The 24,573-nt window shown below is 57.7% G+C and carries 17 protein-coding genes and 4 tRNA genes; 14 read left to right on the top strand and 7 right to left on the bottom strand.

The window, feature by feature from the left end:
* Positions 1–109 precede the first annotated feature (109 nt).
* Positions 110–2,092, bottom strand: a complete 1,983-nt coding sequence (mnmC, locus tag JFU37_RS05380; protein WP_201113705.1) for a bifunctional tRNA (5-methylaminomethyl-2-thiouridine)(34)-methyltransferase MnmD/FAD-dependent 5-carboxymethylaminomethyl-2-thiouridine(34) oxidoreductase MnmC — start codon at positions 2,090–2,092, stop codon at positions 110–112.
* Positions 2,093–2,346: 254 nt separating this feature from the next.
* Between mnmC and pap the strand changes: the two genes are divergently transcribed.
* Positions 2,347–3,867, top strand: coding sequence for a polyphosphate:AMP phosphotransferase (pap, locus tag JFU37_RS05375; RefSeq protein WP_201113703.1), 1,521 nt, complete (start codon positions 2,347–2,349; stop codon positions 3,865–3,867).
* Positions 3,868–3,969: 102 nt separating this feature from the next.
* Positions 3,970–5,154 (top strand): thiolase family protein, encoded by a 1,185-nt coding sequence (locus tag JFU37_RS05370; RefSeq protein ID WP_201113701.1) that lies wholly within the window; start codon positions 3,970–3,972, stop codon positions 5,152–5,154.
* 128 nt (positions 5,155–5,282) lie between these two features.
* Here the strand turns inward: JFU37_RS05370 and JFU37_RS05365 are convergent, their stop codons facing one another.
* On the bottom strand, positions 5,283–5,477 hold the full coding sequence (locus tag JFU37_RS05365) for a DUF6316 family protein (protein WP_201113699.1): 195 nt from the start codon (positions 5,475–5,477) through the stop codon (positions 5,283–5,285).
* A 211-nt stretch (positions 5,478–5,688) separates the two neighbouring features.
* Between JFU37_RS05365 and JFU37_RS05360 the strand changes: the two genes are divergently transcribed.
* Positions 5,689–6,642 (top strand): DMT family transporter, encoded by a 954-nt coding sequence (locus JFU37_RS05360; RefSeq protein WP_201113697.1) that lies wholly within the window; start codon positions 5,689–5,691, stop codon positions 6,640–6,642.
* A gap of 97 nt (positions 6,643–6,739) precedes the next feature.
* On the opposite strand, the gene JFU37_RS05355 is transcribed toward JFU37_RS05360, so the two are convergent.
* Complete coding sequence (locus JFU37_RS05355) at positions 6,740–8,134, bottom strand: class II fumarate hydratase (protein ID WP_201113695.1); 1,395 nt, start codon at positions 8,132–8,134, stop codon at positions 6,740–6,742.
* 192 nt (positions 8,135–8,326) lie between these two features.
* On the opposite strand from JFU37_RS05355, the gene JFU37_RS05350 reads away from it, so the two are divergent.
* The 5 genes from JFU37_RS05350 (at position 8,327) to JFU37_RS05330 (ending at position 12,870) form a co-directional block, all read left to right on the top strand.
* On the top strand, positions 8,327–8,851 hold the full coding sequence (locus JFU37_RS05350; protein ID WP_201113687.1) for a DUF2059 domain-containing protein: 525 nt from the start codon (positions 8,327–8,329) through the stop codon (positions 8,849–8,851).
* Positions 8,852–8,863: 12 nt separating this feature from the next.
* Positions 8,864–9,163 (top strand): BolA family protein, encoded by a 300-nt coding sequence (locus tag JFU37_RS05345; protein ID WP_052964137.1) that lies wholly within the window; start codon positions 8,864–8,866, stop codon positions 9,161–9,163.
* Positions 9,164–9,476: 313 nt separating this feature from the next.
* Positions 9,477–10,418, top strand: coding sequence for an oxygen-dependent tRNA uridine(34) hydroxylase TrhO (gene trhO / locus JFU37_RS05340; protein ID WP_201113685.1), 942 nt, complete (start codon positions 9,477–9,479; stop codon positions 10,416–10,418).
* Positions 10,419–10,421: 3 nt separating this feature from the next.
* Positions 10,422–11,060, top strand: coding sequence for a DsbA family protein (locus JFU37_RS05335; RefSeq protein ID WP_201113683.1), 639 nt, complete (start codon positions 10,422–10,424; stop codon positions 11,058–11,060).
* Entirely contained in the window at positions 11,053–12,870 is a 1,818-nt protein-coding gene (locus tag JFU37_RS05330) for an ATP-binding cassette domain-containing protein (protein WP_201113666.1), read from the top strand. Before JFU37_RS05335 ends, JFU37_RS05330 begins: the two co-directional genes overlap by 8 nt.
* A 13-nt stretch (positions 12,871–12,883) precedes the next feature.
* Here the strand turns inward: JFU37_RS05330 and JFU37_RS05325 are convergent, their stop codons facing one another.
* Positions 12,884–17,512 carry a deaminase domain-containing protein gene (locus JFU37_RS05325; protein ID WP_201113664.1) on the bottom strand — a complete coding sequence of 1,543 codons (4,629 nt, stop codon included), beginning with the start codon at positions 17,510–17,512 and terminating at the stop codon, positions 12,884–12,886.
* 298 nt (positions 17,513–17,810) lie between these two features.
* On the opposite strand from JFU37_RS05325, the gene JFU37_RS05320 reads away from it, so the two are divergent.
* Both JFU37_RS05320 and JFU37_RS05315 read left to right on the top strand, forming a co-directional pair.
* Entirely contained in the window at positions 17,811–20,270 is a 2,460-nt protein-coding gene (locus JFU37_RS05320; protein ID WP_201113662.1) for an EAL domain-containing protein, read from the top strand.
* Positions 20,271–20,348: 78 nt separating this feature from the next.
* On the top strand, positions 20,349–21,110 hold the full coding sequence (locus JFU37_RS05315) for a TenA family transcriptional regulator (RefSeq protein WP_207201370.1): 762 nt from the start codon (positions 20,349–20,351) through the stop codon (positions 21,108–21,110).
* A gap of 97 nt (positions 21,111–21,207) precedes the next feature.
* Here JFU37_RS05315 and sugE read toward each other — a convergent pair whose 3' ends face one another.
* The 3 genes from sugE to rdgC all read right to left on the bottom strand — a co-directional run bounded on the left by sugE (position 21,208) and on the right by rdgC (position 23,665).
* Positions 21,208–21,522 (bottom strand): quaternary ammonium compound efflux SMR transporter SugE, encoded by a 315-nt coding sequence (sugE, locus tag JFU37_RS05310; RefSeq protein ID WP_201113658.1) that lies wholly within the window; start codon positions 21,520–21,522, stop codon positions 21,208–21,210.
* A gap of 119 nt (positions 21,523–21,641) precedes the next feature.
* The gene (locus JFU37_RS05305) at positions 21,642–22,607 is read right to left on the bottom strand and encodes a bile acid:sodium symporter family protein (RefSeq protein ID WP_201113656.1); all 966 of its coding nucleotides are present in this window, start codon (positions 22,605–22,607) and stop codon (positions 21,642–21,644) included.
* A 137-nt stretch (positions 22,608–22,744) separates the two neighbouring features.
* On the bottom strand, positions 22,745–23,665 hold the full coding sequence (gene rdgC, locus JFU37_RS05300) for a recombination-associated protein RdgC (protein ID WP_201113654.1): 921 nt from the start codon (positions 23,663–23,665) through the stop codon (positions 22,745–22,747).
* 160 nt (positions 23,666–23,825) lie between these two features.
* On the opposite strand from rdgC, the gene JFU37_RS05295 reads away from it, so the two are divergent.
* From JFU37_RS05295 to JFU37_RS05280, 4 genes are all read left to right on the top strand, one after another.
* Positions 23,826–23,901, top strand: a tRNA-Val gene (locus tag JFU37_RS05295).
* An 18-nt stretch (positions 23,902–23,919) separates the two neighbouring features.
* A tRNA-Asp gene (locus tag JFU37_RS05290) sits at positions 23,920–23,996 on the top strand.
* Between the two features lie 188 nt (positions 23,997–24,184).
* Positions 24,185–24,260, top strand: a tRNA-Val gene (locus tag JFU37_RS05285).
* An 18-nt stretch (positions 24,261–24,278) separates the two neighbouring features.
* Positions 24,279–24,355: transfer RNA gene (locus tag JFU37_RS05280), tRNA-Asp, on the top strand.
* The last annotated feature ends 218 nt before the right edge of the window (positions 24,356–24,573 follow it).

The following is a 24,573-nucleotide window of genomic DNA, read 5'->3' as shown; positions in this document are numbered from 1 at the left end:
TTTTTCCGTTGGGGAGGGTCAATCGATACCTGCCAGAAACGGCGGGTACTCAGAAACTGACCCGGCTCAATCCCCGGAGTTTTAGACCGATAAGTTATAAGGCGGGGCGTCAGATTTTTCCGCGGACCAGTTGGCGCACGGCAAAACGGTTGGGATGACACGCCTCGGCGACCGCTCGTGGCAGCGGCAAGGGTTCGTTATCCAGCCATGCCGCCAGCAGCTCTCCCGACAGCGGGGCGGTGATTAGACCGCGAGAGCCATGCCCGCTGTTCACGTAGAAACCCTCAAGCCAGGGGCAAGGAATGTCGGGGACTTGGCGGGCGTCTTTACTTAGTGCGGCGTACGCATCGGCGAAGGTCACGTGTTCGGCCAGCGGGCCGACGATCGGCAAGTAGTCCGGGCTGGTGCACCGGAAGGCGGCGCGTCCTTCAAGTTGTTGCGGGTCCAGCTTCTGAGCGTGCAGTCGAGTGGCCAGGTCGGGGGAGATTTCCTCCAGCAGGGCCAGGTTGCCGAGGTGTTCGGCGACAGTCGGGGTCAGGTCATCGCTCTTGAAATCGAAGCTGGCCCCGAGGGTGTGTTCGCCCAAGCGAGCCGGTGCGACATAGCCTTCAGCGCAGACAACGGTGGCCAGGCTTTGGCTTTCCGGGGTTTGCGCCAGTCGGGTGATTTGACCGCGAATACGTTTGAGAGGTAGCTCAGCGCTCTGCGCAAAACGCTTGATCTCGGCGGCACCCGCCAGAATTACCACGGGAGCACTGGCCAGCAGAACGTCACCATCCCAGGCCTGCCACTGGTCATCGACCTTGCGCAGGTCTAACACTTCGCGATGGGGTAGCCACTGAATGTTCGTCGAGGACGCCTGCCAGTGGCACAGCGCGGGCGGGTGAACCCAGCCACCTTCCGGAAAGAACAGTCCACCGTGTTCCAAGGCAATGCCAGCCTGCGCCTGAGCCTGGGCCTGATCGACCAAGTGCACCAGGTCTGGAGCGAACGCCGCCGCCAATTGCGCCTGGCGCTCCGCTTCCTTGGCATTGAACGCCAGTTGCAGCACGCCGCAATTGTCCCAGTCGACGCCACGCTGCAGGTGTTCGAGCAAGCGTCGGGTGTAGCCGAATCCACTGACGATCAGTTGCGACAACGTCGTGCCATGTGCCGAAAGCTTGAGGTACAGCACGCCCTGAGGATTACCCGAGGCTTCCTGCGCCAGAGCGTCGTGCCGTTCCAGCAGACTCACGTGCCAACCCCGTGCCGCCAGGCTGGCGGCGCTGGCGCATCCCGCCAGACCCGCACCGACCACCAGTGCATGACGTTCGCCGGTCAGCGGCGTCGGACGCGCGAACCACGGTTTGGCCACGGCTGGCGCTGTTACGTCTTGCGGCCAACCGAGAAACACGCCGCGCAGGATTTCCCATTTGTGGCCGATGCCAGGGGTGCGCTTCATCTTGAAACCCGCCGCATTCAGCAGGCGCCGCACCCAGCCGGTGCTGGTGAAGGTGCTGATGGTCGAGTCGGGCGCGGCCAGACGGGCCAGTTCGGCAAACAGCTCGGCGGTCCACATGTCGGGGTTTTTTGCCGGGGCAAAACCGTCGAGAAACCAGGCGTCGATCTGCGCGTCCAGTTGCGGCAACTGCTCCAGCGCATCGCCGATGAGCAGGGTCAGGGTGACTCGGCCGTTATCCAGCACCAGGCGCTGGAAGCCTTGATGGATCGCCACGTATTGCGCTAACAGCTGATCGGCAAACAGGGTGAGTTCAGGCCACAGGGCCAAGGCTCGTTGCAGGTCAGACGGACTCAGCGGGTACTTTTCGACGCTGACAAAATGCAACCGCGCACCGGCCACCGCGTGCTGTTCGAACAGTTGCCAGGCGCAAAGAAAATTTAACCCGGTGCCGAAGCCGGTCTCGCCAATCACCAATCGACCGCCCGCCGGCAATGCGGCGAAGCGTTCATGCAAAGCGTTTTGTTCGAGGAACACGTAACGGGTTTCATCAAGGCCCGACTTGTCCGAAAAATAGACATCATCGAACACCCGCGAACGCGGGAGCCCTTGGTCGTCCCAGTCGAGCTGGGCGTGGGGCAATACAGGTTTCATGGCAGGCTCGGCAACGACAAGGCGGCCATTCTAGCCGATTGCCGAGGCGGTGCTTGATCCGTGGCTTGCCCCTGTAGGAGCGAGCTCGCTCGCGATGGACTCAAGAGCGGCGCGGTTATTCAGAAAATACCCGTTATCGTTAACGTCCATCGCGAGCAGGCTCGCTCCTACAGAAGTCCACACCGCAGGGAATTTTCTCTGCTGACTGTCGTCCCAATCCGCTAGTCTTGCTCAATCCGGGAAGGGAGTCGTCCATGTTCGAATCTGCTGAAATCGGTCACGCCATCGACAAAGAAACCTATGACGCCGAAGTGCCGGCCCTGCGTGAAGCGTTGCTGGAAGCGCAGTTCGAGCTTCAGCAACAAAAACGTTTTCCGGTGATCATTTTGATCAACGGCATCGAAGGCGCCGGCAAGGGCGAAACGGTCAAATTGCTCAACGAGTGGATGGACCCGCGCTTGATTGAGGTCCGCACCTTTGATCAGCAGACCGACGAAGAGCTGGCGCGGCCACCGGCGTGGCGTTACTGGCGGATGCTGCCCGCCAAGGGCCGCATGGGGATTTTCTTTGGCAATTGGTACAGCCAGATGCTGCAAGGCCGGGTCAATGGTGAGTTCAAGGACCCTCGGCTCGACCAGGGCATTAACGCCGCCGAGCGACTGGAGAAGATGCTGTGCGATGAAGGCGCGCTGATCTTCAAGTTCTGGTTCCACCTCTCCAAGAAGCAGATGAAGGCCCGCCTCAAAGCCTTGGCGGATGACCCGCTGCACAGCTGGCGCATCAGTCCGCTGGACTGGCAACAATCCCAGACCTACGACAAATTTGTGAAATATGGCGAACGCATTCTGCGCCGCACCAGCCGTGACTATGCGCCATGGCATGTGATCGCCGGAATGGACGCGCGTTATCGCAGCCTGGCGGTGGGCAAGATCCTGCTTGAAGGCCTGCAGGCGGCCCTGAGTCGTCCCAAGATTCACCCCGACAAAGTCAGTGCCGCGCCATTGCCCAGCAGCGTCGATCAGATGAACTTGCTGGACAGCCTCGATCTGACTTTGCATCTGGCCAAGGACGATTACGAGGAACAACTGATCACCGAGCAGGCGCGTTTTTCCGGGCTGATGCGCGACAAACGCATGCGTCGACACGCCCTGGTGGCGGTGTTCGAAGGCAACGACGCCGCCGGTAAGGGCGGGGCAATCCGCCGGGTGGCTGCAGCGCTGGACCCGCGCCAATACAGCATCGTGCCGATCGCTGCGCCGACCGAGGAGGAGCGGGCGCACCCCTACCTTTGGCGTTTCTGGCGGCATCTTCCGGCACGGGGCAAATTTACCGTGTTCGACCGGTCCTGGTATGGCCGGGTACTGGTAGAGCGCATCGAGGGCTTTTGCAGTCCGGCTGACTGGCTACGTGCCTATAGTGAAATCAACGACTTCGAAGAGCAGATCGCCGATGCCGGCGTGATCGTGGTCAAATTTTGGCTGGCCATCGACAAGCAGACTCAACTGGAACGGTTCGAGGCGCGCGAACAGATCCCCTTCAAGCGCTTCAAGATCACCGAAGATGATTGGCGCAATCGTGAAAAATGGGACAACTACCGCGCCGCCGTCAGTGACATGGTCGATCGCACCAGCACCGAGATTTCGCCCTGGACCCTGGTGGAGGCCAATGACAAGCATTGGGCACGCGTCAAGGTCTTGCGCACCATCAACCGTGCGCTGGAAGAGGCGTTCGAAAAATCCGACAAGCATGAGAAAAAGCTGAAAAACAAGCGGTAAGCCGATGGTTGCGCATACGCGGGGTGAATGATTGTCGCTGTGGGTAATGGGGTGGACTTATGCTCGGTCCACTCTCAACCGACAACAACAATGAGGTATGCCATGCGTGAAGTGGTGATCGTCGACAGTGTGCGGACCGGCCTGGCCAAGTCCTTTCGCGGCAAGTTCAACCAGACCCGCCCTGACGACATGGCGGCACATTGTGTCGATGCCTTGTTGATGCGCACGGGCATTGACCCGGCCAGTGTCGAAGACTGCATCGTCGGCGCCGGCTCCAACGAAGGCGCCCAGGGTTACAACATCGGTCGCAACGTCGCGGTGTTGTCGCGTCTGGGCATCGGCACTGCCGGCATGACCCTGAACCGTTTCTGCTCGTCGGGCTTGCAGGCGATTGCCATTGCTGCCAACCAGATCGCTTCGGGGTGCAGCGACATCATCGTCGCCGGTGGCGTCGAGTCCATCAGCCTCACGATGAAAAGCGTCAACACCGATAACCTGATCAACCCGCTGCTCAAAGAGCAGGTGCCGGGCATCTACTTCCCAATGGGCCAGACCGCCGAAATCGTCGCTCGTCGTTACAACGTCAGCCGCGAAGAGCAAGACCTGTACGCCCTGCAAAGCCAGCAACGTACCGCCCAGGCTCAAGCCGCCGGGTTGTTCGACGATGAAATCGTGCCGATGGCGGTGAAGTATCGGGTTGAAGACAAGGCGACCGGTGAGGTGAAAATCCTCGACGGCATCGTCGATCGGGATGACTGCAATCGACCGGATACCACACTGGAAAGTCTGGCAGGTTTGAAACCGGTGTTTTCCGAAGACGGTTCGGTCACGGCTGGTAACTCGTCGCAACTCTCCGACGGCGCCTCCATGACCCTGGTAATGAGCCTGGAAAAAGCCCTGGCGCTGGGCCTGAAGCCGAAAGCCTTCTTCCGCGGTTTTACCGTGGCCGGGTGTGCACCGGATGAAATGGGCATCGGCCCGGTTTTTTCAGTGCCGAAACTGCTCAAGGCCAAAGGTTTGCAGATTGCCGACATTGACCTGTGGGAGCTCAACGAAGCATTCGCCTCTCAGTGCCTGTACAGCCGCAACCGGCTAGGGATCGATAACGAGAAATACAACGTCAATGGCGGCTCGATCTCCATCGGCCATCCGTTCGGCATGACCGGTTCGCGCCAGGTCGGCCACCTTGTTCGTGAGTTGCAGCGACGCACACTGCGTTATGGCATCGTCACCATGTGCGTGGGGGGCGGGATGGGGGCTACGGGGTTGTTTGAAGCGGTGCGTTAAACCTCGACAGTTTGTGGTGATTGTTACATCGACTTCGCGAGCAAGCCCGCTCCCACATTGACCGGGTTTTCAAATTGGAATGCGGTTAAATGTGGGAGCGGGCTTGCTCGCGAAGGCAGCGCTCCGGTCTAACGTCTTGCGCCCAATGCCTGCATCCGATCGATATACGCCTGAATTTCCCGCGCCACGCGCTCCGGATTATCAAACGGCCCCTCCAGGGTGTTTTCCCGGGTGCTGAAGTACAACTCTCCATTCACACGGCACATCCGGTGGCTGCGAAAATGCGTGGCGGGGGCGTTGTCCTGGGCGCGCATGCCGTACATGGCAAACTCCTGAAGTGTTTTAGCCGGTGGTGAGTCCAATGAGCTTATGCATGAACCCCTTGCAACGCCTGATCACCTGATCGACGGCAGCGTGCCAATTTAACGTTGCGACCTGCACAGTTTCATTCGCGGCCAACGACAAACTGTCCCTGTGTGCCGCACAGCTCTGCGCCTAGAATGGCGGATCTGGTTTTCTGGTTTTGGGGTTCGCATGCACATTTCATCGGGTCGCTGGGTTTACGGTCTGTTCCTGGCCCTGTTGACCGCGTTGCTGTGGGGAATCCTGCCGATCAAACTCAAACAAGTGCTGCTGGTGATGGACCCGGTGACGGTGACCTGGTTTCGCCTGACGGTTTCCGGTGGGTGCCTGTTCATTTACCTGGCAGCGACCAAACGTCTGCCGAGTCGAAAAGTCCTGGGCCCGCGCGGTGGCTGGCTGGTGGTGATGGCGGTGCTCGGTCTGGTGGGCAACTACGTGCTGTACCTGATGGGCCTGAACCTGCTCAGCCCCGGCACCGCTCAGCTGGTGGTGCAAATGGGGCCGATCATGTTGCTGATCGCCAGTCTGTTTGTGTTCAAGGAACGGTTCAGTGTGGGGCAGGGCATTGGCTTGCTGGTGCTGCTCATTGGCTTCGGGCTGTTTTTCAATCAGCGTCTGACTGAGTTGCTCACGTCCCTGACGGACTACACCGCCGGTGTGTTGATGGTGCTGTTGGCTTCAACGGTCTGGACCTTCTATGCGCTGGGCCAGAAACAACTGCTGACGGTGTGGAATTCGTTGCAGGTCATGATGGTGATCTACCTGTTTTGCGCGCTGTTGCTGACGCCGTGGGTGCACCCGCTGGAAGCGCTGCAATTGAACCCGCTGCAAGGTTGGCTGTTGCTGGCGTGCTGCATGAACACCTTGATTGCCTATGGCGCGTTCGCTGAAGCACTGGCCCATTGGGAAGCTTCGCGGGTGAGTGCGACCTTGGCGATCACACCGTTGGTGACCTTTGTTGCGGTGGCGTTCGCGGCATGGATGTGGCCAGAGTATGTGCATGCCGAGACGATCAATGGTTTGGGGTATGGCGGGGCGGTGCTGGTGGTGCTGGGATCGGCGTTGGTGGCGTTGGGGCCATCGCTGATTGCCGGGCTCCGGGCGCGGCGGATGCGGATGGCCTGAAGATCAAAAGATCGCAGCCTTCGGCAGCTCCTACAGGGGATCGCGAATTACCTGTAGGAGCTGCCGAAGGCTGCGATCTTTTGGGTTTACCTCAATATCAGCCCTTGGCCCCTGCCTCCAACATATTCTCCGGCCGCACCCACGCATCAAACTCGGCATCCGTCAGATACCCCAGCCGCAATGCGGCTTCACGCAAGGTCAGCCCTTCGGCGTAGGCCTTCTTGGCAATCTCCGCCGACTTGTCATAGCCGATATGCGGATTCAACGCGGTCACCAACATCAATCCACGCTCCAGATGTTCCGCCATGTTTGCCGCATCCGGTTCCAGGCCGGCGATGCAATGCTGCTGGAAGTTGCTGCAGCCATCGCCCAGCAGGCGGATCGATTGCAGCAGGTTGTGGATGATCACCGGTTTGAACACGTTCAGTTGCAAGTGCCCCTGACTCGCCGCAAAGCCGATGGCGACGTCATTGCCCAACACTTGGCACGCCAGCATCGACAAGGCTTCGCACTGGGTTGGATTGACCTTGCCGGGCATGATCGAGCTGCCCGGTTCGTTGGCTGGCAGTTTCACTTCGGCCAAACCGGCTCGCGGGCCGGAACCCAGCAAGCGCAAGTCGTTGGCGATTTTCATCAGGGTCACGGCGAGGGTTTTCAGCGCGCCGGACAACGTGGTCAACGGCTCATGGCCGGCGAGGGCGGCAAATTTGTTCGGCGCAGTGATGAACGGCAGGCCTGAGAGCGCGGCCAGTTCGGCGGCGATGGCTTCGCCAAAACCGTGGGGCGAATTCAGTCCGGTGCCGACAGCAGTGCCGCCCTGGGCCAGTTCACAGACGGCCGGCAGGGCGCTGCGGATCGCCCGTTCGGCGTAATCCAGTTGTGCGATGAACGCCGAGAGTTCCTGGCCGAACGTAATCGGCGTCGCGTCCATCATATGGGTCCGGCCGGTCTTGACCAGTTTCATGTGCCGCGTCGAGAGCTCGGCCAACCCGCCGGACAGTTCGCCGATGGCCGGCAGCAAATGCTGCTGCACGGCCTGAACAGTGGCGATGTGCATGGCGGTGGGGAAGCAGTCGTTGGAACTCTGGGAGCGGTTGACATGATCGTTCGGGTGAACCGGCGCCTTGCCGCCGCGTGGGTTTCCGGCCAGTTCGTTGGCACGCCCGGCGATCACTTCGTTGACGTTCATGTTGCTCTGGGTGCCGCTGCCGGTCTGCCAGACCACCAGCGGAAACTGGTCGTCGTGGTTGCCGTCGAGCACTTCGTCGGCCGCCTGTTCAATCAGTCGGGCGATGTCGGCGGGCAGATCGCCATTGCGGTTGTTGACCCGTGCCGCGGCTTTCTTGATCAGCGCCAGCGCGTGCAGCACCGCCAGCGGCATGCGCTCGTTGCCGATGGCGAAGTTAATCAGCGAGCGTTGCGTCTGAGCGCCCCAGTAGGCTTCATCCGGGACATCCACCTGGCCAAGGCTGTCGGTTTCGATACGGCTCATCATGCACACTCCTGTAGGTCTGATAGCGCAGTTTAGGCCGTGATCGCCGGCCGTGGTTCCATCTGTATCGAATTTGACCGTTCAACCCCTCTAAATCAGGCCCGACAAGGCTTGGGGTTGAGCGACACACTTTTTTAGGCGCAGAATGGACGCCCTTGGGGTTTTACCTCGCCTGCTAGAAAAGGAAACTCGATGACTCGTCTTCGTGCCATCTGTACCGCGGTTGCACTGGTTTGCGCCAGCGGCCCTGTTTTTGCCGATACCGCCAGCCACAACGCCAGTGCCGAAGCTTTCCTGACCCTGGCGCACGCTGACAAATTGGGCACTCCGGTGTACATGCAAGTGCAGCAAATGTTCGCTCAACGCTTTGAACAGACCAAAGCGCCTGAATCGAAAAAAGCCTTGTTGGAAACGTATCAGGCCAAAGCCAACGCTGCGCTGAACGCGGCCATTGGCTGGGACAAACTGAAGCCGGACATGGTCAAGCTCTACACCACCAACTTCAGCGAGTCCGAGCTGAAAGACCTGGTTGCGTTCTACCAGTCGCCACTGGGCAAGAAAGTCCTGGAAAAAATGCCGCAGCTGACTCAGCAATCGGCCCAGATGACCCAAGCCAAGCTGGAAAGCGCGGTGCCTGTGGTCAACAAGTTGCTGGATGACATGACCAACGAGCTGGTGCCTAAAGGCGCCGCCGCTCCAGCCAAGAAAAAGCCTTAAGCGGAGTTCGGTATGACCATGCAGCAACGCATCGAATCGACGTTGGGCCTGTTGCAGCCTGAGCATCTGCAAGTGCTGGATGAAAGCCACATGCACAGCCGTGGGTTGCAAACCCACTTCAAGGCTGTGGTGGTCAGCCAGCAGTTCGAGGGGCTCAATCGCGTCAAGCGTCACCAAAAAGTCTACGGCACGCTCGGCGAGCTGATGGGCGAGTTCCATGCGTTGGCGCTGCATACCTACACGCCAGAGGAATGGGCACAGATCGACGCGGCTCCGGCCTCGCCGACCTGTGCTGGCGGCAGCAAGCATTAATGTGAAGGGCTGAAGGGCTGTTGTGATGAGGGCTTTTGTGGCGAGGGGATTTATCCCCGTTCGGCTGCGAAGCGGTCGTAAAACCGGGCAGCTCGGTTTGCCTGACAAACCTCGGTGAGGCTGATATTTTCAGGGCCGCTTCGCAGCCCAACGGGGATAAATCCCCTCACCACAATGGTTTGTGCCAAGCCTGTAGATCGCAGTCCTAAAACCACACCGTTTTTGCTAGAATCCGCAACGCGCCGCTTACCCGGCGCGTTTTTTTTCGCATCCGGTTCACCCCTTACGAGGGTAGCCACCTGGAGATTCACCCATGACACAACAGATTGTCGTGGCGGCACTTTATAAGTTCGTCACTCTGGAAGATTACGTCGACCTGCGCGAGCCACTGCTGCAGGCAATGGTCGACAACGGCATCAAAGGCACGCTGCTGATCGCCGAAGAAGGCATCAACGGCACGGTGTCCGGTAGCCGCGAAGGCATCGACGGGTTGATGGCCTGGCTCAAGAACGATCCGCGCATGGACGACATCGACCACAAAGAATCGTACTGCGACGATCAGCCGTTCTATCGCACCAAAGTCAAACTCAAGAAAGAAATCGTCACCCTCGGCGTCGACGGCGTGGACCCGAACAAAAAGGTCGGCACTTACGTTGACCCGCAGAACTGGAACGCGCTGATCAGCGATCCGGAAGTGTTGCTGATCGACACCCGCAACGACTACGAGGTCTCGATTGGTACCTTTGAAGGCGCCGTTGACCCGAAGACCACCAGTTTTCGCGAATTCCCCGACTACATCAAAGAACACTTCGACCCGGCTGTGCACAAGAAAGTCGCGATGTTCTGCACCGGCGGCATTCGCTGTGAAAAGGCCTCGAGCTACATGCTCAGCCAGGGTTTTGACGAGGTCTACCACCTCAAGGGCGGTATTCTGAAGTACCTCGAAGAGGTGCCGCTGGAAGAAACCAAATGGCAGGGCGACTGCTTCGTGTTCGATAACCGGGTCACCGTTCGCCACGATCTGAGCGAAGGCGACTACGATCAATGTCATGCCTGTCGTACACCGGTTAGCGTCTCCGACCGCACATCCGAGCACTACGTGGCGGGCATCAGTTGCCCGCATTGCTGGGATAAGCTGAGCGAGAAAACCCGACGCAGCGCCATCGACCGACAAAAGCAGATCGAACTGGCCAAGGCGCGCAACATGCCGCACCCAATCGGCTACAACTATAAGAAAGCACCTTCCGAGGCTTGAATCATGTCTGCACGCCGCTTGCTCTATGTGATGGATCCGATGTGTTCCTGGTGCTGGGGCTTTGCGCCGGTGGCCAACGCGCTGGTCGAGCAGGCGCAAGCGGCGGGTGTGGACGTGCATCTGGTCGTAGGCGGTTTGCGCACCGGCAGTGGTGCGGCGATGGAGCCGACCACCCGACGCTATATCCTTGAGCATTGGCAGGCGGTCACCGAGGCTACCGGCCAGCCGTTCAAGCTGGAAGGCGCATTGCCCGAGGGTTTTGTCTACGACACCGAGCCCGCCTGTCGGGCGCTGGTGACTGCGCGCAGCCTGGCACCCGATTGCGCGTGGAAACTGCTCGGGCTGATTCAGCACGCGTTTTACGCCGAAGGACGCGATGTCACGCACGCCAGTGTGCTGGTGGAACTGGCGGAGCAGGCCGGGTTGCCACGCATCGAATTCGCCGCTGCGTTCGACCGTGCGGATCAGCACGCCGCGACGGCCGCCGATTTCACGTGGGTGCAAGACCTGGGCATTGCCGGTTTTCCGACCTTGTTGGCTGAACGTGATGGTCAATTGGCATTGTTGACCAATGGCTATCAGCCTCTTAGCGTACTGTCACCGCTGCTCGGCCGTTGGCTGGAGCGCGCTGCCTGTGCATGACCTGCCCGATGACACGCCAGCTCCCAAGCGTGTAGACCGACTGAGCTGGGCGGAAATCCGTCGGCTGGCACTTCATCACAAGAAATCCCTTTGGATCGCCAACGGCGTGGCCGTGCTGGCGACCCTGTGCAGCGTCCCCATTCCCTTGCTTCTACCGTTGCTGGTGGACGAAGTGCTATTGGGACACGGTGACGCCGCGCTGAAGATCATGAACCACGCGCTGCCCGAAGGTTGGCAGAAAGCAGCAGGCTACATTGGCCTGATGCTGCTGGTGACCTTGACCCTGCGTTGCGCTGCATTGCTGTTCAACGTCGTGCAGGCGCGATTGTTTGCGGCATTGGCCAAGGACATCGTCTACCGCATTCGCGTGCGCCTGATCGAGCGGCTCAAGCGCATCTCGTTGGGTGAATATGAAAGCCTGGGCAGCGGCACGGTCACCACACACCTGGTGACTGACCTGGATACGCTGGATAAATTCGTTGGCGAAACCCTGAGCCGTTTCCTTGTCGCCATGCTGACACTGGTCGGTACCGCCGGCATTCTGATGTGGATGCATTGGAAACTGGCGCTGTTGATTTTGTTGTTCAATCCACTGGTGATCTACGCCACGGTGCAGTTGGGCAAACGGGTCAAACACCTGAAGAAACTTGAGAACGACAGCACCTCGCGTTTTACCCAGGCGTTGACCGAAACCCTCGACTCGATCCAGGAAGTGCGCGCAGGCAACCGTCAGGGCTTTTTCCTCGGGCGCCTGGGCCAACGAGCTCGTGAAGTCCGCGATTACGCAGTGAACTCGCAGTGGAAAACCGATGCCTCGAACCGTGCCAGCGGCTTGTTGTTTCAGTTTGGTATCGATATTTTCCGCGCTGCGGCCATGCTCACCGTGTTGTTTTCCGACCTGTCCATCGGCCAGATGCTGGCAGTGTTCAGCTACCTGTGGTTCATGATCGGTCCGGTCGAGCAGCTGCTGAATCTGCAATACGCCTATTACGCTGCCGGCGGTGCATTATCGCGGATCAACGAGTTGCTGGCTCGGGCCGATGAGCCGGAATACCCGTGCGGTATCGACCCGTTCAATGGTCGCGAAACCGTTGGCATCGAAGTCCAGGGATTGAGTTTCGGGTACGGCGACGAACTGGTGTTGAATCAGATGAACCTGTCGATCGCGCCCGGTGAAAAGGTCGCGATCGTCGGCGCCAGCGGTGGGGGCAAAAGCACGCTGGTGCAGTTGCTGCTGGGCTTGTACACGCCGCAGGCCGGAACCATCCGTTTCGGCGGTTCGACCCAGCAAGAGATCGGCCTGGAAACCGTGCGGGAAAATGTCGCCGTGGTCCTGCAACATCCGGCGCTGTTCAACGACACCATCCGCGCCAACCTGACCATGGGCCGCGAACGCAGTGACGAGGCCTGCTGGCAAGCGTTGGAGATTGCTCAATTGCACCACACGGTTCGTGAGTTGCCCAACGGCCTGGACAGCATCGTCGGACGTTCCGGCGTGCGGTTATCCGGCGGGCAGCGCCAGCGCCTGGCAATTGCGCGGATGGTGCTGGCCGAGCCCAAGGTCGTGATCCTCGACGAGGCCACCTCGGCGCTGGATGCCGCCACCGAATACAACCTGCACCAGGCGCTGGCGCGGTTCTTGAGCAACCGCACCACGCTGATTATTGCGCACCGGTTGTCAGCGGTGAAACAAGCCGACCGGGTGCTGGTGTTCGATGGCGGGCAAATTGCCGAAGATGGTGACCATCAGCAGTTGATTGCTGATGGTGGGTTGTACGCCAAGCTTTATGGGCATTTGCAGCAGCACTGATCAAAATGTGCCGCTACTTCCAGATGACGTTCAACGCATCAGCGTCACCGTCATAACCAAACTGCTTCATGACAACCGAACATGAGTCGCAAGGCGCCATCGTGGTACCGATCGTGATGGAATCAAGCTCTTTTGGATCCGGGTATTTGCCGCGTATCACGCCGATGAGCTTGCTCTCGGTGTCCAGTGAAGTGGGGCGCGAAGTGAGCGCAGGTGTATAGGTCTCGATGTTGTCGATAGTGTGGGGGATTGCCCGTAGCTTGCCGGAGTGGGAGACACTGAGTGACGTACGCTGAAAGTTGGCGCCGTGATCAACATTGAAGTAACTCGTACTGCCGACCTTCACCTCGTTCGTTTTTCTGCTGGTGGAGAACAATGGCAGGAAGTCCGTGTTGTTCTGGCTGCCGGAAACGCTGACATACACTTCACGCACCCCACTCTTCGTCCTGATCTCGGCGAACGCGATGTTTCTAAGGTTGTCTGACGATCTTCCCCTTGCCCGGCTTATGAGTGTTTCCAGCTCCTGCATCGCGTTATTGATTTTTAAAGACTTGGGCCCGCCCTGAACCGATGACTCCACGGTTACGACCGTTTTGCGAAACAACGTATTGAGGATCTCTGCGGTCGTCTCGCGAACACTGTCCGGGGCAGTCTTGGAAGACGACCAGGTCGCAGCGCCATCGGTGGAATGTCTGACAATCATCCTTGTCGAGTGATCAAACAAAACCGCCTCCGCGGGGCTGGTATCCACCTTGATATGTTTCAGGGTCTCGGGGGGATTGGCATGGCCACCGATCGGCACCGCGATGTCATCCATGGCCTTCAGCGCTCGCTCAACGCGATTGACACCATAAATCCTGGCCATGTTGTTGGCATTCAGGGAACCGATGTATACCTTCTCTAACTCGCGTCTTATTTCCTCAGGAAGTGTGTTGGCTTTCTTGAGCGTCAACGAGTCGTACACGCTTTGCCCTTTTACGCGCTCGGCAACAAAAAAGTCTCCCGCATTCAGGCGCGTGAACACGTAGTGTTTTGATCCATCCATTGATTCGGCGAGGATGGCGCCTACGCGAATGTTATCGACAAGTTCTTGCCCTGCTTCGGGTACGCTGACCATGAGCCGCCCATATATACCTTTCTGAAATTCCAGCGTCGCATGGAGGGATGAATGTGTGGCGAGCGAAGCGGTTTGCATCGGTGTTCTGCCAGTAGCGGGGGCGTAAATGACATCTCCGAACCAAGGGGCCCAGCCTTTGGTTTCATCGTAGTGACCGATGTCAGGGGTGGGGGCCAGGTTGCGAGTGACATAGTTTGTTTTACACACGGGGCCGGGTGCGCGACGCACTCGGCAGGGAATCGCTTTGAAAGTGTCATCGATATCGATCAGGTCGGCGCGACGCAATGTGTCGCCATCGAGCCGGTACGGTACATCGTCGAGAAACAGCGTGGTTCGCCCATCCGCTTCAAGTACCTCGCGCACGAGGGTTTTGTCAGAGAGCTCGACAGTGACGTGGTTGTCGGTCTTTGCCAGGGGGCGGTAGCCGGATCGTCCCGGCAAAAGTTCGCCGGACTTGGTCGGCAGTGTCGGCCCGTAGGGTTTAGTCGATAACGGATCGATCAGGCGAAAGTCAGATTTTCCAGAGGTTGCCAGGTTGCGCACCAGTACATCGTCAATACCTTTAACTCGGGCTAACTGATCGCCGACTGTCTGAGGCAGCCAGCGACCCGCATTGTTCAACCGAGACAGGCTGCGTACGTAATTGTAGTAACGGAGTTTTCCGGCCAGCTCCGTGAATTGATGAAAGGCGAACTTGGCTAATTTCCACAGGCCGGTTGCTAACGCTTTGAGCAGTTGGGGGATGCCGTCGATCGGGTTCAATGCCTTCAATAATGAAGTCACCAATTTCTTTGTCAGCAAGGTAAAGGACGGAAGGGCGGTGCGCATGCTCAATTGGCCAGCGTTAATGACCAGTCTTAGCGAGCCCACGGCAAATTTGCCAATGGGCAGTCCGAATGAAAGCACGTCGAAAAACAATCCGAATGCACCCAAGGCACGACGGTCTTTGTCGTTTGACATCACATCTTCAATACTGCCCCAGAACGGTACGAACAATTTTGCGGTATCGAGAGCTTTTTCGCCGTAAGCTTCTTCACGTTCGAATACGGTCTGACCATTGGCGGCACGACGAAGTGCCACCGGGTCTACGAACAATAGTTGGGTTGCAATGTAATCGCTGATTTCCGTCAAGCGGCTCGACGAGAATGTCACGGGTGCGTATTCAGTTGCATTGGGCACTGCGGCGAAAGGCGTGCCCAACTGATCTATGATTGCATAGCAGTGGGCATTGTCTTTCGGCACGCCGCCTTTTAAATGAGCTTCCCAGTCAAAGGGCAAACGCTTGTCCTGAAAGCGATCGACGTATTGTCCATCGAGATGGGTGGCAATAGCGCCGACATAGGGGCCGATCAGTTTTGGATCAAACTTCTCGAGATAGCGTATCAGTCCAGCCCTTGGCAACATCTCGTAATAGGTGCTTTTCTTATTGTGAGTTGCCTGCAATATCAATCCGTTACGAGCTCTGAGCGGTAAGGTCTTTTCATGTGTTTCATCCGAGGCCTTCATGCGATGGGTTTGCAATCGCAAGCTGTAGATTCTGACTTCGCCCCACCCCAAAGCCTCACGGTCGGCAATTGGAAGCGTCACCAGCAGACTTTTAATCAGCGTTGCATAGGCAGTTGTGATCCTGGTCAGATAGCTCGTAAAGTCTTTGTCGAAGAGGGCTTTTATGTCTGGCAGCTTGGCGGTCGGCGGCAGGACTGGCTGCATGCCACCCCATTTAGGCCCAGGTACGGGCCAAGGCCCTTCAGTCTTTATTGTTCGTTTTTCATCTATCCGAATCCATTGTTTGCCAATGGTAGTGCCGTCGCGCTCCGTCACCAGCCATTTTTTCTGATCGTCGAATTTGCCGGCAGCCAGAACCTCCAGGAAGGCGTAATAGTCATATCCCCCTATAACGGGAGTGTCACGAAAATGGCTCGGTCCCGGGTCGCTTCTTGCCAGTTTTCGGCCATCCGAAATGAAGGCATCTTTTCCAAAGAGCTTCTCCATTTCCGTTCGAGCAATGGTTAGTCGTTTGGGCGCTGTTTCATTGATTCCGATAATGGCCTTATTGAGTTCACTGGTGTGCTTATCCAGTTCGGATAGCGCGCGATCGATGTCGTCCTTGTTTTTCGAGGTAATAACGCCGAGGGTTTCCGCCCAGTCCAGTGCCGGAAGCAGTCTGGCCAGCGCGATGTGAGTCATTTGCTCTTCGCTCGCCTCCTTGGCCTGCTGGAGCGCCAGGTTGACCAACTGTTGGAAGGTCAGCCGGTTCAGCAACTCGGGTTCAGTTGCTTTGATGATGTTTACGCCGTTAAGGAAGTTCACCCAGATCACGGAGCTTCGGTACCTAAGTTGTTCCGGAATATCCCTGACACGGAACTCCAGTGGAAAACGCGACAGAAACAAACGCGCAATGACAATGGCCTCTTTTTCCGATGTTGCCCGATTTGAAGTCCGCAGATGGGTTTCGAATTCGGCCCCAATGGCCTGATAGCTCTTCCCCCAGTTTGAGCGGGCCTGCCAGGCGTACCCGGCAATCTCGCCCGGATTTTCAGCGGTTTGCGAGGCCAGCCATAGCTGCAGTGCGTTGGCGATCAGTTTGATGCGGATGTAGGGCGAGGTTTCTTCGCCTAGCTCCCCTCCATACCAATCCATCGCAGACAGCAAGGCTATTTCCAGTTTTTTGGCTTCAGCGCTTTGCAGGATTTTTTGCAGATAAACCGTCGGCGTTGCTCTGACTTGTTCAACGGTTGCCGCGGCAAAAATGTCGTTGGCGAGGTAAGTCAGCGGTGACATACCTTCTTCAGGCAAAAATTCGTTCACGGTTGCAATAATTTCCGCACGGACGATTTCTGCATGCACTTTGTGCGTGTCGACTTGTGAGGGGGTGGGCGAGTGCCGTCGGCTGGCTCGAAAGGCCGCACGATCTTCATCGGTGGGGCGTCGCCGCAGCTCGAGAATGTCGAAATCGTCCTCCAGCTTCAATTGATGACTGGCGATCTTTTCTTGAAGGGCAAGTATTGCGTCCGGATGTTCCTGCGGGTGACGCGGGGTCCATGGTGCAAGTCCGTAAAACCAGGACATCCTGCCCAGGCTGATGAAACGGTTAGAGTTGATCTGGCCTCCCAGTAACGTGGCTGCCTGTTCGATCTGGGGTTTCAGCTCTTCCCATTTTGTGAATTCCGTCAATGCCAACGTGACTCTGGTCCCCGAATTATTCCAGGCCTGATAGACATAGTTGCCATCCGTGAGGGTGACGCTCAGGTCACCATGCTTTATTTGGAGTTTTGTGCACATGTCCATGTAGTCTCGATCACGCAGCAATTTCCATAACGCGTTGAGCCCTTCCTCGCTCACCCTATGGAGCGGTGAAAAAGGCCCTATCCGGATTAAATTGCGTAGATCGACAGTGGTTGGCGGCTTACGCATTGCAGTCAGCATGAGTTCGTAATCTTCCAGCTGGCCTGTATGTAGCTGAGCATCGGTGGGGTTTGTGGGAGGGAACAGGCCTCCCTTTTCGCTTGAATTGATCGTTTGCATAAGCGTGCTTCTCTTGATGGTCGGTTGATCTGCGCATCGCTCCAGTGCGATGGAGTGCTGGTCCGATTACAAGCGATAGAAAGAAGGGAGGGGCGGTATATAGATATATGACGGGGGGTATTTTTCCGAAGAACAGTTTGTCGCTCTGGTTGCGAGCAGCGAGTTGAAAAAAACTGCTATTTACATGGACTTGATCACCGTAGCGGGCTTCTCGCTTGCCGGGATCAAGAACGCACCCTAGTCTAGCTGTAGCGATCACGTTGGATGATGATCTAGCAGTGCTATAACAAGGGACCTCATGAATCAAACACGGACTCTCGGAACGCCACGGTTGCTGGGCATCGTCTGGCCATTTATCGCCGTTGTGTTATTTCAGGCCCTGTTGGGGGGCGTTAGCCTGTACGTGCTCTCGGCGGTTCGCGGTTATGTCGCGGGTGAAAGCTTATGGTCCAAGGGCCAGAAAGACGCTATCTATTACCTCAATCTCTACGCCGACAGTCGCGACAAAATGATTTTCCTCAAATATCAGAACGCAATTGCCGTGCCTCAAGGTGGCCACGAATTGCGACTGGCGCTGGATCTTCAGCCACCGAATATCGAGGCGGCACGACTGGCGATCCTCAAGGGTGGCAACCACCCGGATGACGTCTCCAGTTTGATCTGGCTGTACCTCAATTTCCGTCACTTCAGTTACCTCGAAAAGGCCATTGATCGGTGGACGGTAGGTGACGCGTATCTGGTGCGGCTCGATGACGTGGCGCAGGAAATGCATCAGCACATCACTGCCACGCAGACGACCGATGCCGACATCAAGCGTTGGAAGGAACAGATATTTGACATCAATGACGGTGTGACGCCGGCCGCGAAGGCCTTCAGCGATGCGCTGGGCGAGGGCTCGCGGGTGATTCTGCGCCTGCTGCTGGTGACGAACCTCGCGACCGCGCTTGGCCTGATCGCGCTGGCCTTAATGCGTACCCACAAGCTGCTCAAGCAGCGCCATGCGTTCGCCGAGGCCCTTCAATTGGAGAAAGACCGGGCCCAGATCACTCTGCAATCGATTGGCGACGGGGTGATTACCACGGATGTCGAAGGGGCGATCGCCTACATGAACCCGGCCGCCGAGGCGTTAACCCACTGGAAGGCCGAGCAGGCCACGGGGTTGCCACTGGCGGCGCTGTTCAATTTGCTGGACGAGAACGCCCAGGCCGATGGCTTTACGTTGATCGAGCACATTTTGAGCGGCCAGCTCAGTGGTGGCAGCGAACATTCCAAATTGATCCAGCGCCTGGATGGCAGCACGGTTTCAGTTACCCTGGTCGGTGCGCCGATCCGCAACGCCGGTAAAGTCAGCGGCACCGTGCTGGTACTGCACGACATGACCCAGGAGCGGCAATACATCGCCAACTTGTCCTGGCAGGCGACTCACGACGCCTTGACCGGCCTCGCCAACCGCCGCGAGTTCGAGTATCGCCTGGAACAGGCCCTGCATCAGCTGGCGCGTCAGACGGGGCGCCATGCCCTGATGTTCCTCGATCTTGACCAGTTCAAGTTAGTCAACGATACCTGCGGTCACGCAGCGGGAGACGAGTTGCTGCGGCATATTTGCGCACTGTTGCAGTCAGGCCTGCGCGAAGGCGACACCCTGGCCCGGTTGGGCGGTGACGAGTTCGGCATCCTCCTGGAGAACTGTGCACCGGAAGCGGCGGAAAAGATCGCCGAGAACTTGCGCCAGACCGTGCAAAACCTGCATTTCGTCTGGAAAGGCCGGCCGTTTGTGACGACCGTAAGCATCGGCCTGGTTCATATCAATCAGGCCCCGACGACCCTCGAAACCTCGCTGCGTGCGGCCGATATGGCGTGTTACATGGCTAAGGAAAAGGGCCGCAACCGCGTGCAGGTCTATCATGCCGACGATTCGGAGCTGTCACTGCGCTTCGGCGAAATGGCCTGGGTGCAACGCTTGCACATGGCGTTGGAAGACGATCGTTTCTGCTTGTACTCGCAGGAAATTGCGCCCCTTGGTCATAGCGGGCAAGGCGGTGGGCATATCGAAATTCTGCTGCGCCTGCACGATGAAGCCGGGCGCATGATTTTGCCGGACAGTTTTATTCCGGCCGCCGAGCGTTACGGCCTGATGACTTCCCTTGATCGTTGGGTCGTGCAGAACGTATTCAAGATCATCGCCCAATGCATCACCGAGAAGCGCAAAGGGCCGTTGGCCATGTGTGCGATCAATCTGTCAGGCACTACCATCGGCGATGAGGCGTTTCTGACCTTCTTGCGTGAACAGTTCGTTGCTTACGCCATTCCGCCTGAAATGATTTGTTTTGAAATCACTGAAACCAGCGCAATTTCCAATCTCGGAAGCGCAATCAGATTTATCAATGAGCTCAAAGGCTTAGGTTGCCACTTTTCGCTAGACGACTTTTGTGCCGGTATGTCCTCATTCGCCTACCTGAAACATTTGCCTGTAGACTTCCTGAAGATTGACGGGAGTTTCGTAAAGGACATGCTGGACGACCCGATTAACCGCGCCATGGTCGAAGTGATCAACCACATCGGTCATGTCATGGGTAAGCGTACGATTGCAGAGTTTGTTGAAACACCGCAGATTGAGCAGGCATTGCTGGAGATCGGCGTGGATTACGCTCAAGGGTATGTCATTGAACGCCCGCATCTGTTTACCTGCGACAGTTTACAAAGTCGTCCTGCCAGGCCTCGGCCGTTGTTATTCAAGGCGCCAGGCACGTTCCGTTGAAATCTCTTGCTGATCCTAACAATCACAATCAAAAGGAGCTCGACAGTGATCGACACATTCAGCCGAACCGGACCACTCATGGAAGCTGCAAGTTATCCCGCCTGGGCACAGAAATTGATCCAGGATTGCAGCGAGAGTAAGCGCCGGGTTGTCGGACACGATCTGTATCAGCGCATGCGAGATAACAAACTCAGCGCCAAGACCATGCGTCAGTACCTTATTGGTGGCTGGCCGGTGGTCGAGCAGTTCGCGTTATACATGGCTCAGAACCTGACCAAGACCCGTTTTGCTCGCCATCCAGGCGAAGACATGGCGCGTCGCTGGCTGATGCGTAACATTCGCGTCGAATTGAACCACGCCGATTACTGGGTGCACTGGAGTCGTGCTCATGGTGTCAGCCTGGAAGACTTGCAAGCGCAACAGGTTGCCCCTGAGCTTCACGCGCTGAGCCATTGGTGCTGGCACACCAGTTCGGCGGATTCGCTGATCGTGGCCATTGCCGCCACCAATTACGCCATTGAGGGTGCGACGGGGGAGTGGTCGGCGCTGGTCTGTTCCAGTGGCGTCTACGCAGCGGCATTTCCGGAGGAAGATCGCAAACGCGCCATGAAGTGGTTGAAGATGCACGCCCAGTACGACGATGCCCATCCGTGGGAAGCACTGGAAATCATCTGCACGCTGGCGGGCTTGAACCCGAGTCAATCCCTGCAAGTGGAATTACGCCAGGCCATCTGCAAAAGCTACGACTACATGTACCTGTTCCTGGAACGCTGCATGCAGCTTGAACATTCGGAGAAGACCCCGGTGGCGCGTGAGCGCCTGGCTATGGCCGAAAGCTGATCCTTTAATCCGGATAATGGCGTGCCCATGTAAAAAGCCCGCGTTCCGATCTGTATTGAAAGGGACGCGGGCTTTTTTGCAGCCGTAAGCATTTAAGTTAAGCGCTGATCTTCAATCCAACCAGCCCGGCAATGATCAGCGCCACACTGGCCAGCCTGAACAGCGCCATGGACTCACCAAACAGAATGATCCCGGCGATCACCGTTCCGACTGCGCCCACGCCCGTCCAGATCGCATAGGCCGTGCCCAGCGGCAGTTCCTTCATGGCAAGGCCAAGCAGGCCAAGGCTGACGGCCATGGCGGCAACGGTCAATGCCGTAGGGAGGGGGCGGCTGAAACCGTCGGTGTATTTCAGGCCGACGGCCCAGCCAACTTCGAACAGGCCGGCGAAAAACAGAATGATCCAGGACATGAGAGACCTCCATCCATTGACGGGGTCGTCCCCAGATTAATCACTCGATTGAGCCGCGAGGTCGTCCTCGCGATGCGCAATAGAGTGCCCATCATTAATCCGGGGATCAAGTTTTCGGATCAATCGGTGGCCTGTCTAGCCGCCAGTTCCCGATCTTCTTTCTCGCTCATCCGCCGGAAATACGTCGAGAGCAGCGCCCCGGAAATGTTGTGCCAAACACTGAACAGCGCACTCGGCACTGCCGCCAGTGGTGAGAAATGCGCACTGGCCAGCGCGGCGCCCAATCCGGAGTTTTGCATGCCGACTTCCAGGGCCAGGGATTTGCGTTGGGCCAGTGGCAATTTGAACAGGCGCCCTGTGAAATAACCCAGCAGGTAGCCAAAGCTGTTGTGCAGCATCACCACGGCCATGATCAACAGACCGGACTCGGCGATTTTTGCCTGGCTGGCGGCAACTACGGCGGTGACAATAATTACGATGCTGACCACCGACACCAGTGGCAAAACGTCCACCGCGAGGCGAACCCGATCGCCGAGCAACCGCTGGGCAACCACGCCGAGCACGATTGGCAGCAGCACCACTTGCAGGATCGACCAGAACAGCTCCATGAAGGAGACCGGCAACCAGGCCGAGGCCAGCAACCAGATCAGCGCCGGCGTCAACAACGGAGCGAGGAGGGTGGTGACGGCGGCAATGGCCACTGACAGGGCGAGATCTCCGCGTGCCAGCCAGGTCATTACATTCGACGACGTGCCACTTGGGCAGCAGCCGACCAGGATGACGCCGACGGCGATCTCTGGCGGCAGGTGAAAAGCCTGGCAGAGCAACCACGCCACACCGGGCATGATCACGAAATGCGCGACCACGCCCAAGGCCACGCGCCAAGGATGGCGAGCAACTTCGGCGAAGTCATCGAGCTTGAGGGTCAGGCCCATGCCGAACATCACCAGCCCTAGCAGCGGCACGATTGCGCCTTTCAGGCCGATGAACCACGTCGGTAGCAGAAACGCCACGACGGCGAAAATCAGCACCCAGTAAGCGAAGGTGTTACCGACAAAGCGACTTAATGCAGCCAGTGCACGCATGGCCTGATCCTTATTATTTAGTAGCGCCACAAACCCCTGTAGGAGCGAGCTTGCTCGCGATGGAGTGTCAGTCGACACCAATTTGCCTGACACTCCATCGCGAGCAAGCTCGCTCCTACAGTAGAGATCACAATCCTTTAGATCCCCTGCGGAGTCTCTTCGCCGCCCAACGCTTCAATCAGCGCCGGCAGGAAGTCGCCGAAGGTCAGCATCATCAGGGTGAAGCTGGCATCCAGTTGACCGAGTGCTTCTTCGCCGCCGTCCTGTTCCGCCTGGTCTTGCAGCAGATCTTCGAACTTCAGGCGCTTGACCACCATCTTGTCGTCGAGGACAAAAGACAGTTTGTCTTGCCAAGCCAGCGACAGTTGAGTGACCACTTTGCCAGTGCTCAGGTGCAACTGGATTTCTTCGCTGGTCAGGTCCTGACGCTTGCAGCGCACGATGCCGCCATCTTCGTGGGTATCACGCAGCTCGCACTCGTCCAGCACAAAGAAGTCGTCCGCGGCTTTTTGGGTGGTGACCCATTCAGTCATGGTCGCGGTCGGGGACATTTTCACGGTCAGCGGTCGTACCGGCAGTGTGCCGATCACTTCACGCAGGGTGGACAACAGGTCTTCGGCGCGTTTCGGACTGGCCGAATTGACCAGGATCAGGCCCTGTTTCGGCGCGATGGCGGCGAAGGTCGACGAACGACGGATAAAGGCGCGAGGCAGGAAGGCCTGGATGATTTCATCCTTGATCTGGTCGCGCTCCTTTTTATAGACCTTGCGCATTTGTTCGGCTTCGATCTCTTCGACCTTTTCCTTCACCGCGTCACGCACGACGCTGCCCGGCAAGATGCGTTCTTCTTTGCGGGCGGAGATCAGCAGGAAATCGCCGCTGACGTGCGCCAGCGGTGCATCTTCGCCTTTGCCAAACGGCGCGACGAAACCGTAGGTGGTCAACTCCTGGCTTGCACATGGACGCGCCAGTTTGGTGGCCAGTGCAGTTTCCAACGCCTCGGCATCAAAAGGCAGATCTTGGGTCAGGCGATAGATAAGCAGGTTTTTGAACCACATGGGGCGAGTCTCTCCTTTATACAAAGGGGGGCATTATTCTCTTAGCGGCGCCATAGGCCAACCCTTCTCTAAGCCTTTGGAAGACCTGAAAAAATTATTTAAAAAAGTGCTTGCCAGAGGTGGGGGCGCTCCGTAGAATGCGCGCCACACCGAAAGTGAAGGGTGATTAGCTCAGCTGGGAGAGCGTCTGCCTTACAAGCAGAATGTCGGCGGTTCGATCCCGTCATCACCCACCATTCGCTTTAGTGTTACGCGCAGCGGTAGTTCAGTCGGTTAGAATACCGGCCTGTCACGCCGGGGGTCGCGGGTTCGAGTCCCGTCCGCTGCGCCATATTCGGTAACCTGGAACGCTGAACGCCAGGTCACCACGGAAAAGCCCGCTAACGCGGGTTTTTTTCTGTCCGTAGTTCCTGCAGGATGTATTGTTTTGCTGGTTTTCAGGTTTTTTTGATAAATATATCAATTAAATCAACACGTTATGAAAATCTGTGGCACAATGCGCCCCGCAACGAAGGTAAAGGGTGATTAGCTCAGCTGGGAGAGCGTCTGCCTTACAAGCAGAATGTCGGCGGTTCGATCCCGTCATCACCCACCACTACTTTCAATGTTACGCGCAGCGGTAGTTCAGTCGGTTAGAATACCGGCCTGTCACGCCGGGGGTCGCGGGTTCGAGTCCCGTCCGCTGCGCCATATTCGGTAATCTGGAACGCTGAACGCCAGGTCACCACACAGAAAGCCCGCTTAATGCGGGCTTTTTGCTGTCCGGGATTTGGCTTTTCCCATGAAAAGCGACCCATTCAGGCGAAATACGCCCCTTGTAGCAGCTGTCGAGGTACGAGGCTGCGTTGCGTGTCCGCAGGACCGCCCTCGAGGGCCGCTGCGCAGCCCACGCAGCCTCGTACCTCGAC

Source organism: Pseudomonas sp. TH41 (genome assembly GCF_016650695.1).
GTDB lineage: Bacteria > Pseudomonadota > Gammaproteobacteria > Pseudomonadales > Pseudomonadaceae > Aquipseudomonas.
This window is presented reverse-complemented; position numbering and strand designations above follow the sequence as displayed.

Coding starts and splice junctions, on each gene's coding strand:
- mnmC (WP_201113705.1), bottom strand. CDS start 2,092: ATGAAACCTGTATTGCCCCACGCCCAGCTCGACTGGGACGACCAAGGG.
- pap (WP_201113703.1), top strand. CDS start 2,347: ATGTTCGAATCTGCTGAAATCGGTCACGCCATCGACAAAGAAACCTAT.
- JFU37_RS05370 (WP_201113701.1), top strand. CDS start 3,970: ATGCGTGAAGTGGTGATCGTCGACAGTGTGCGGACCGGCCTGGCCAAG.
- JFU37_RS05365 (WP_201113699.1), bottom strand. CDS start 5,477: ATGTACGGCATGCGCGCCCAGGACAACGCCCCCGCCACGCATTTTCGC.
- JFU37_RS05360 (WP_201113697.1), top strand. CDS start 5,689: ATGCACATTTCATCGGGTCGCTGGGTTTACGGTCTGTTCCTGGCCCTG.
- JFU37_RS05355 (WP_201113695.1), bottom strand. CDS start 8,134: ATGAGCCGTATCGAAACCGACAGCCTTGGCCAGGTGGATGTCCCGGAT.
- JFU37_RS05350 (WP_201113687.1), top strand. CDS start 8,327: ATGACTCGTCTTCGTGCCATCTGTACCGCGGTTGCACTGGTTTGCGCC.
- JFU37_RS05345 (WP_052964137.1), top strand. CDS start 8,864: ATGACCATGCAGCAACGCATCGAATCGACGTTGGGCCTGTTGCAGCCT.
- trhO (WP_201113685.1), top strand. CDS start 9,477: ATGACACAACAGATTGTCGTGGCGGCACTTTATAAGTTCGTCACTCTG.
- JFU37_RS05335 (WP_201113683.1), top strand. CDS start 10,422: ATGTCTGCACGCCGCTTGCTCTATGTGATGGATCCGATGTGTTCCTGG.
- JFU37_RS05325 (WP_201113664.1), bottom strand. CDS start 17,512: ATGCAAACGATCAATTCAAGCGAAAAGGGAGGCCTGTTCCCTCCCACA.
- JFU37_RS05320 (WP_201113662.1), top strand. CDS start 17,811: ATGAATCAAACACGGACTCTCGGAACGCCACGGTTGCTGGGCATCGTC.
- JFU37_RS05315 (WP_207201370.1), top strand. CDS start 20,349: ATGGAAGCTGCAAGTTATCCCGCCTGGGCACAGAAATTGATCCAGGAT.
- sugE (WP_201113658.1), bottom strand. CDS start 21,522: ATGTCCTGGATCATTCTGTTTTTCGCCGGCCTGTTCGAAGTTGGCTGG.
- JFU37_RS05305 (WP_201113656.1), bottom strand. CDS start 22,607: ATGCGTGCACTGGCTGCATTAAGTCGCTTTGTCGGTAACACCTTCGCT.
- rdgC (WP_201113654.1), bottom strand. CDS start 23,665: ATGTGGTTCAAAAACCTGCTTATCTATCGCCTGACCCAAGATCTGCCT.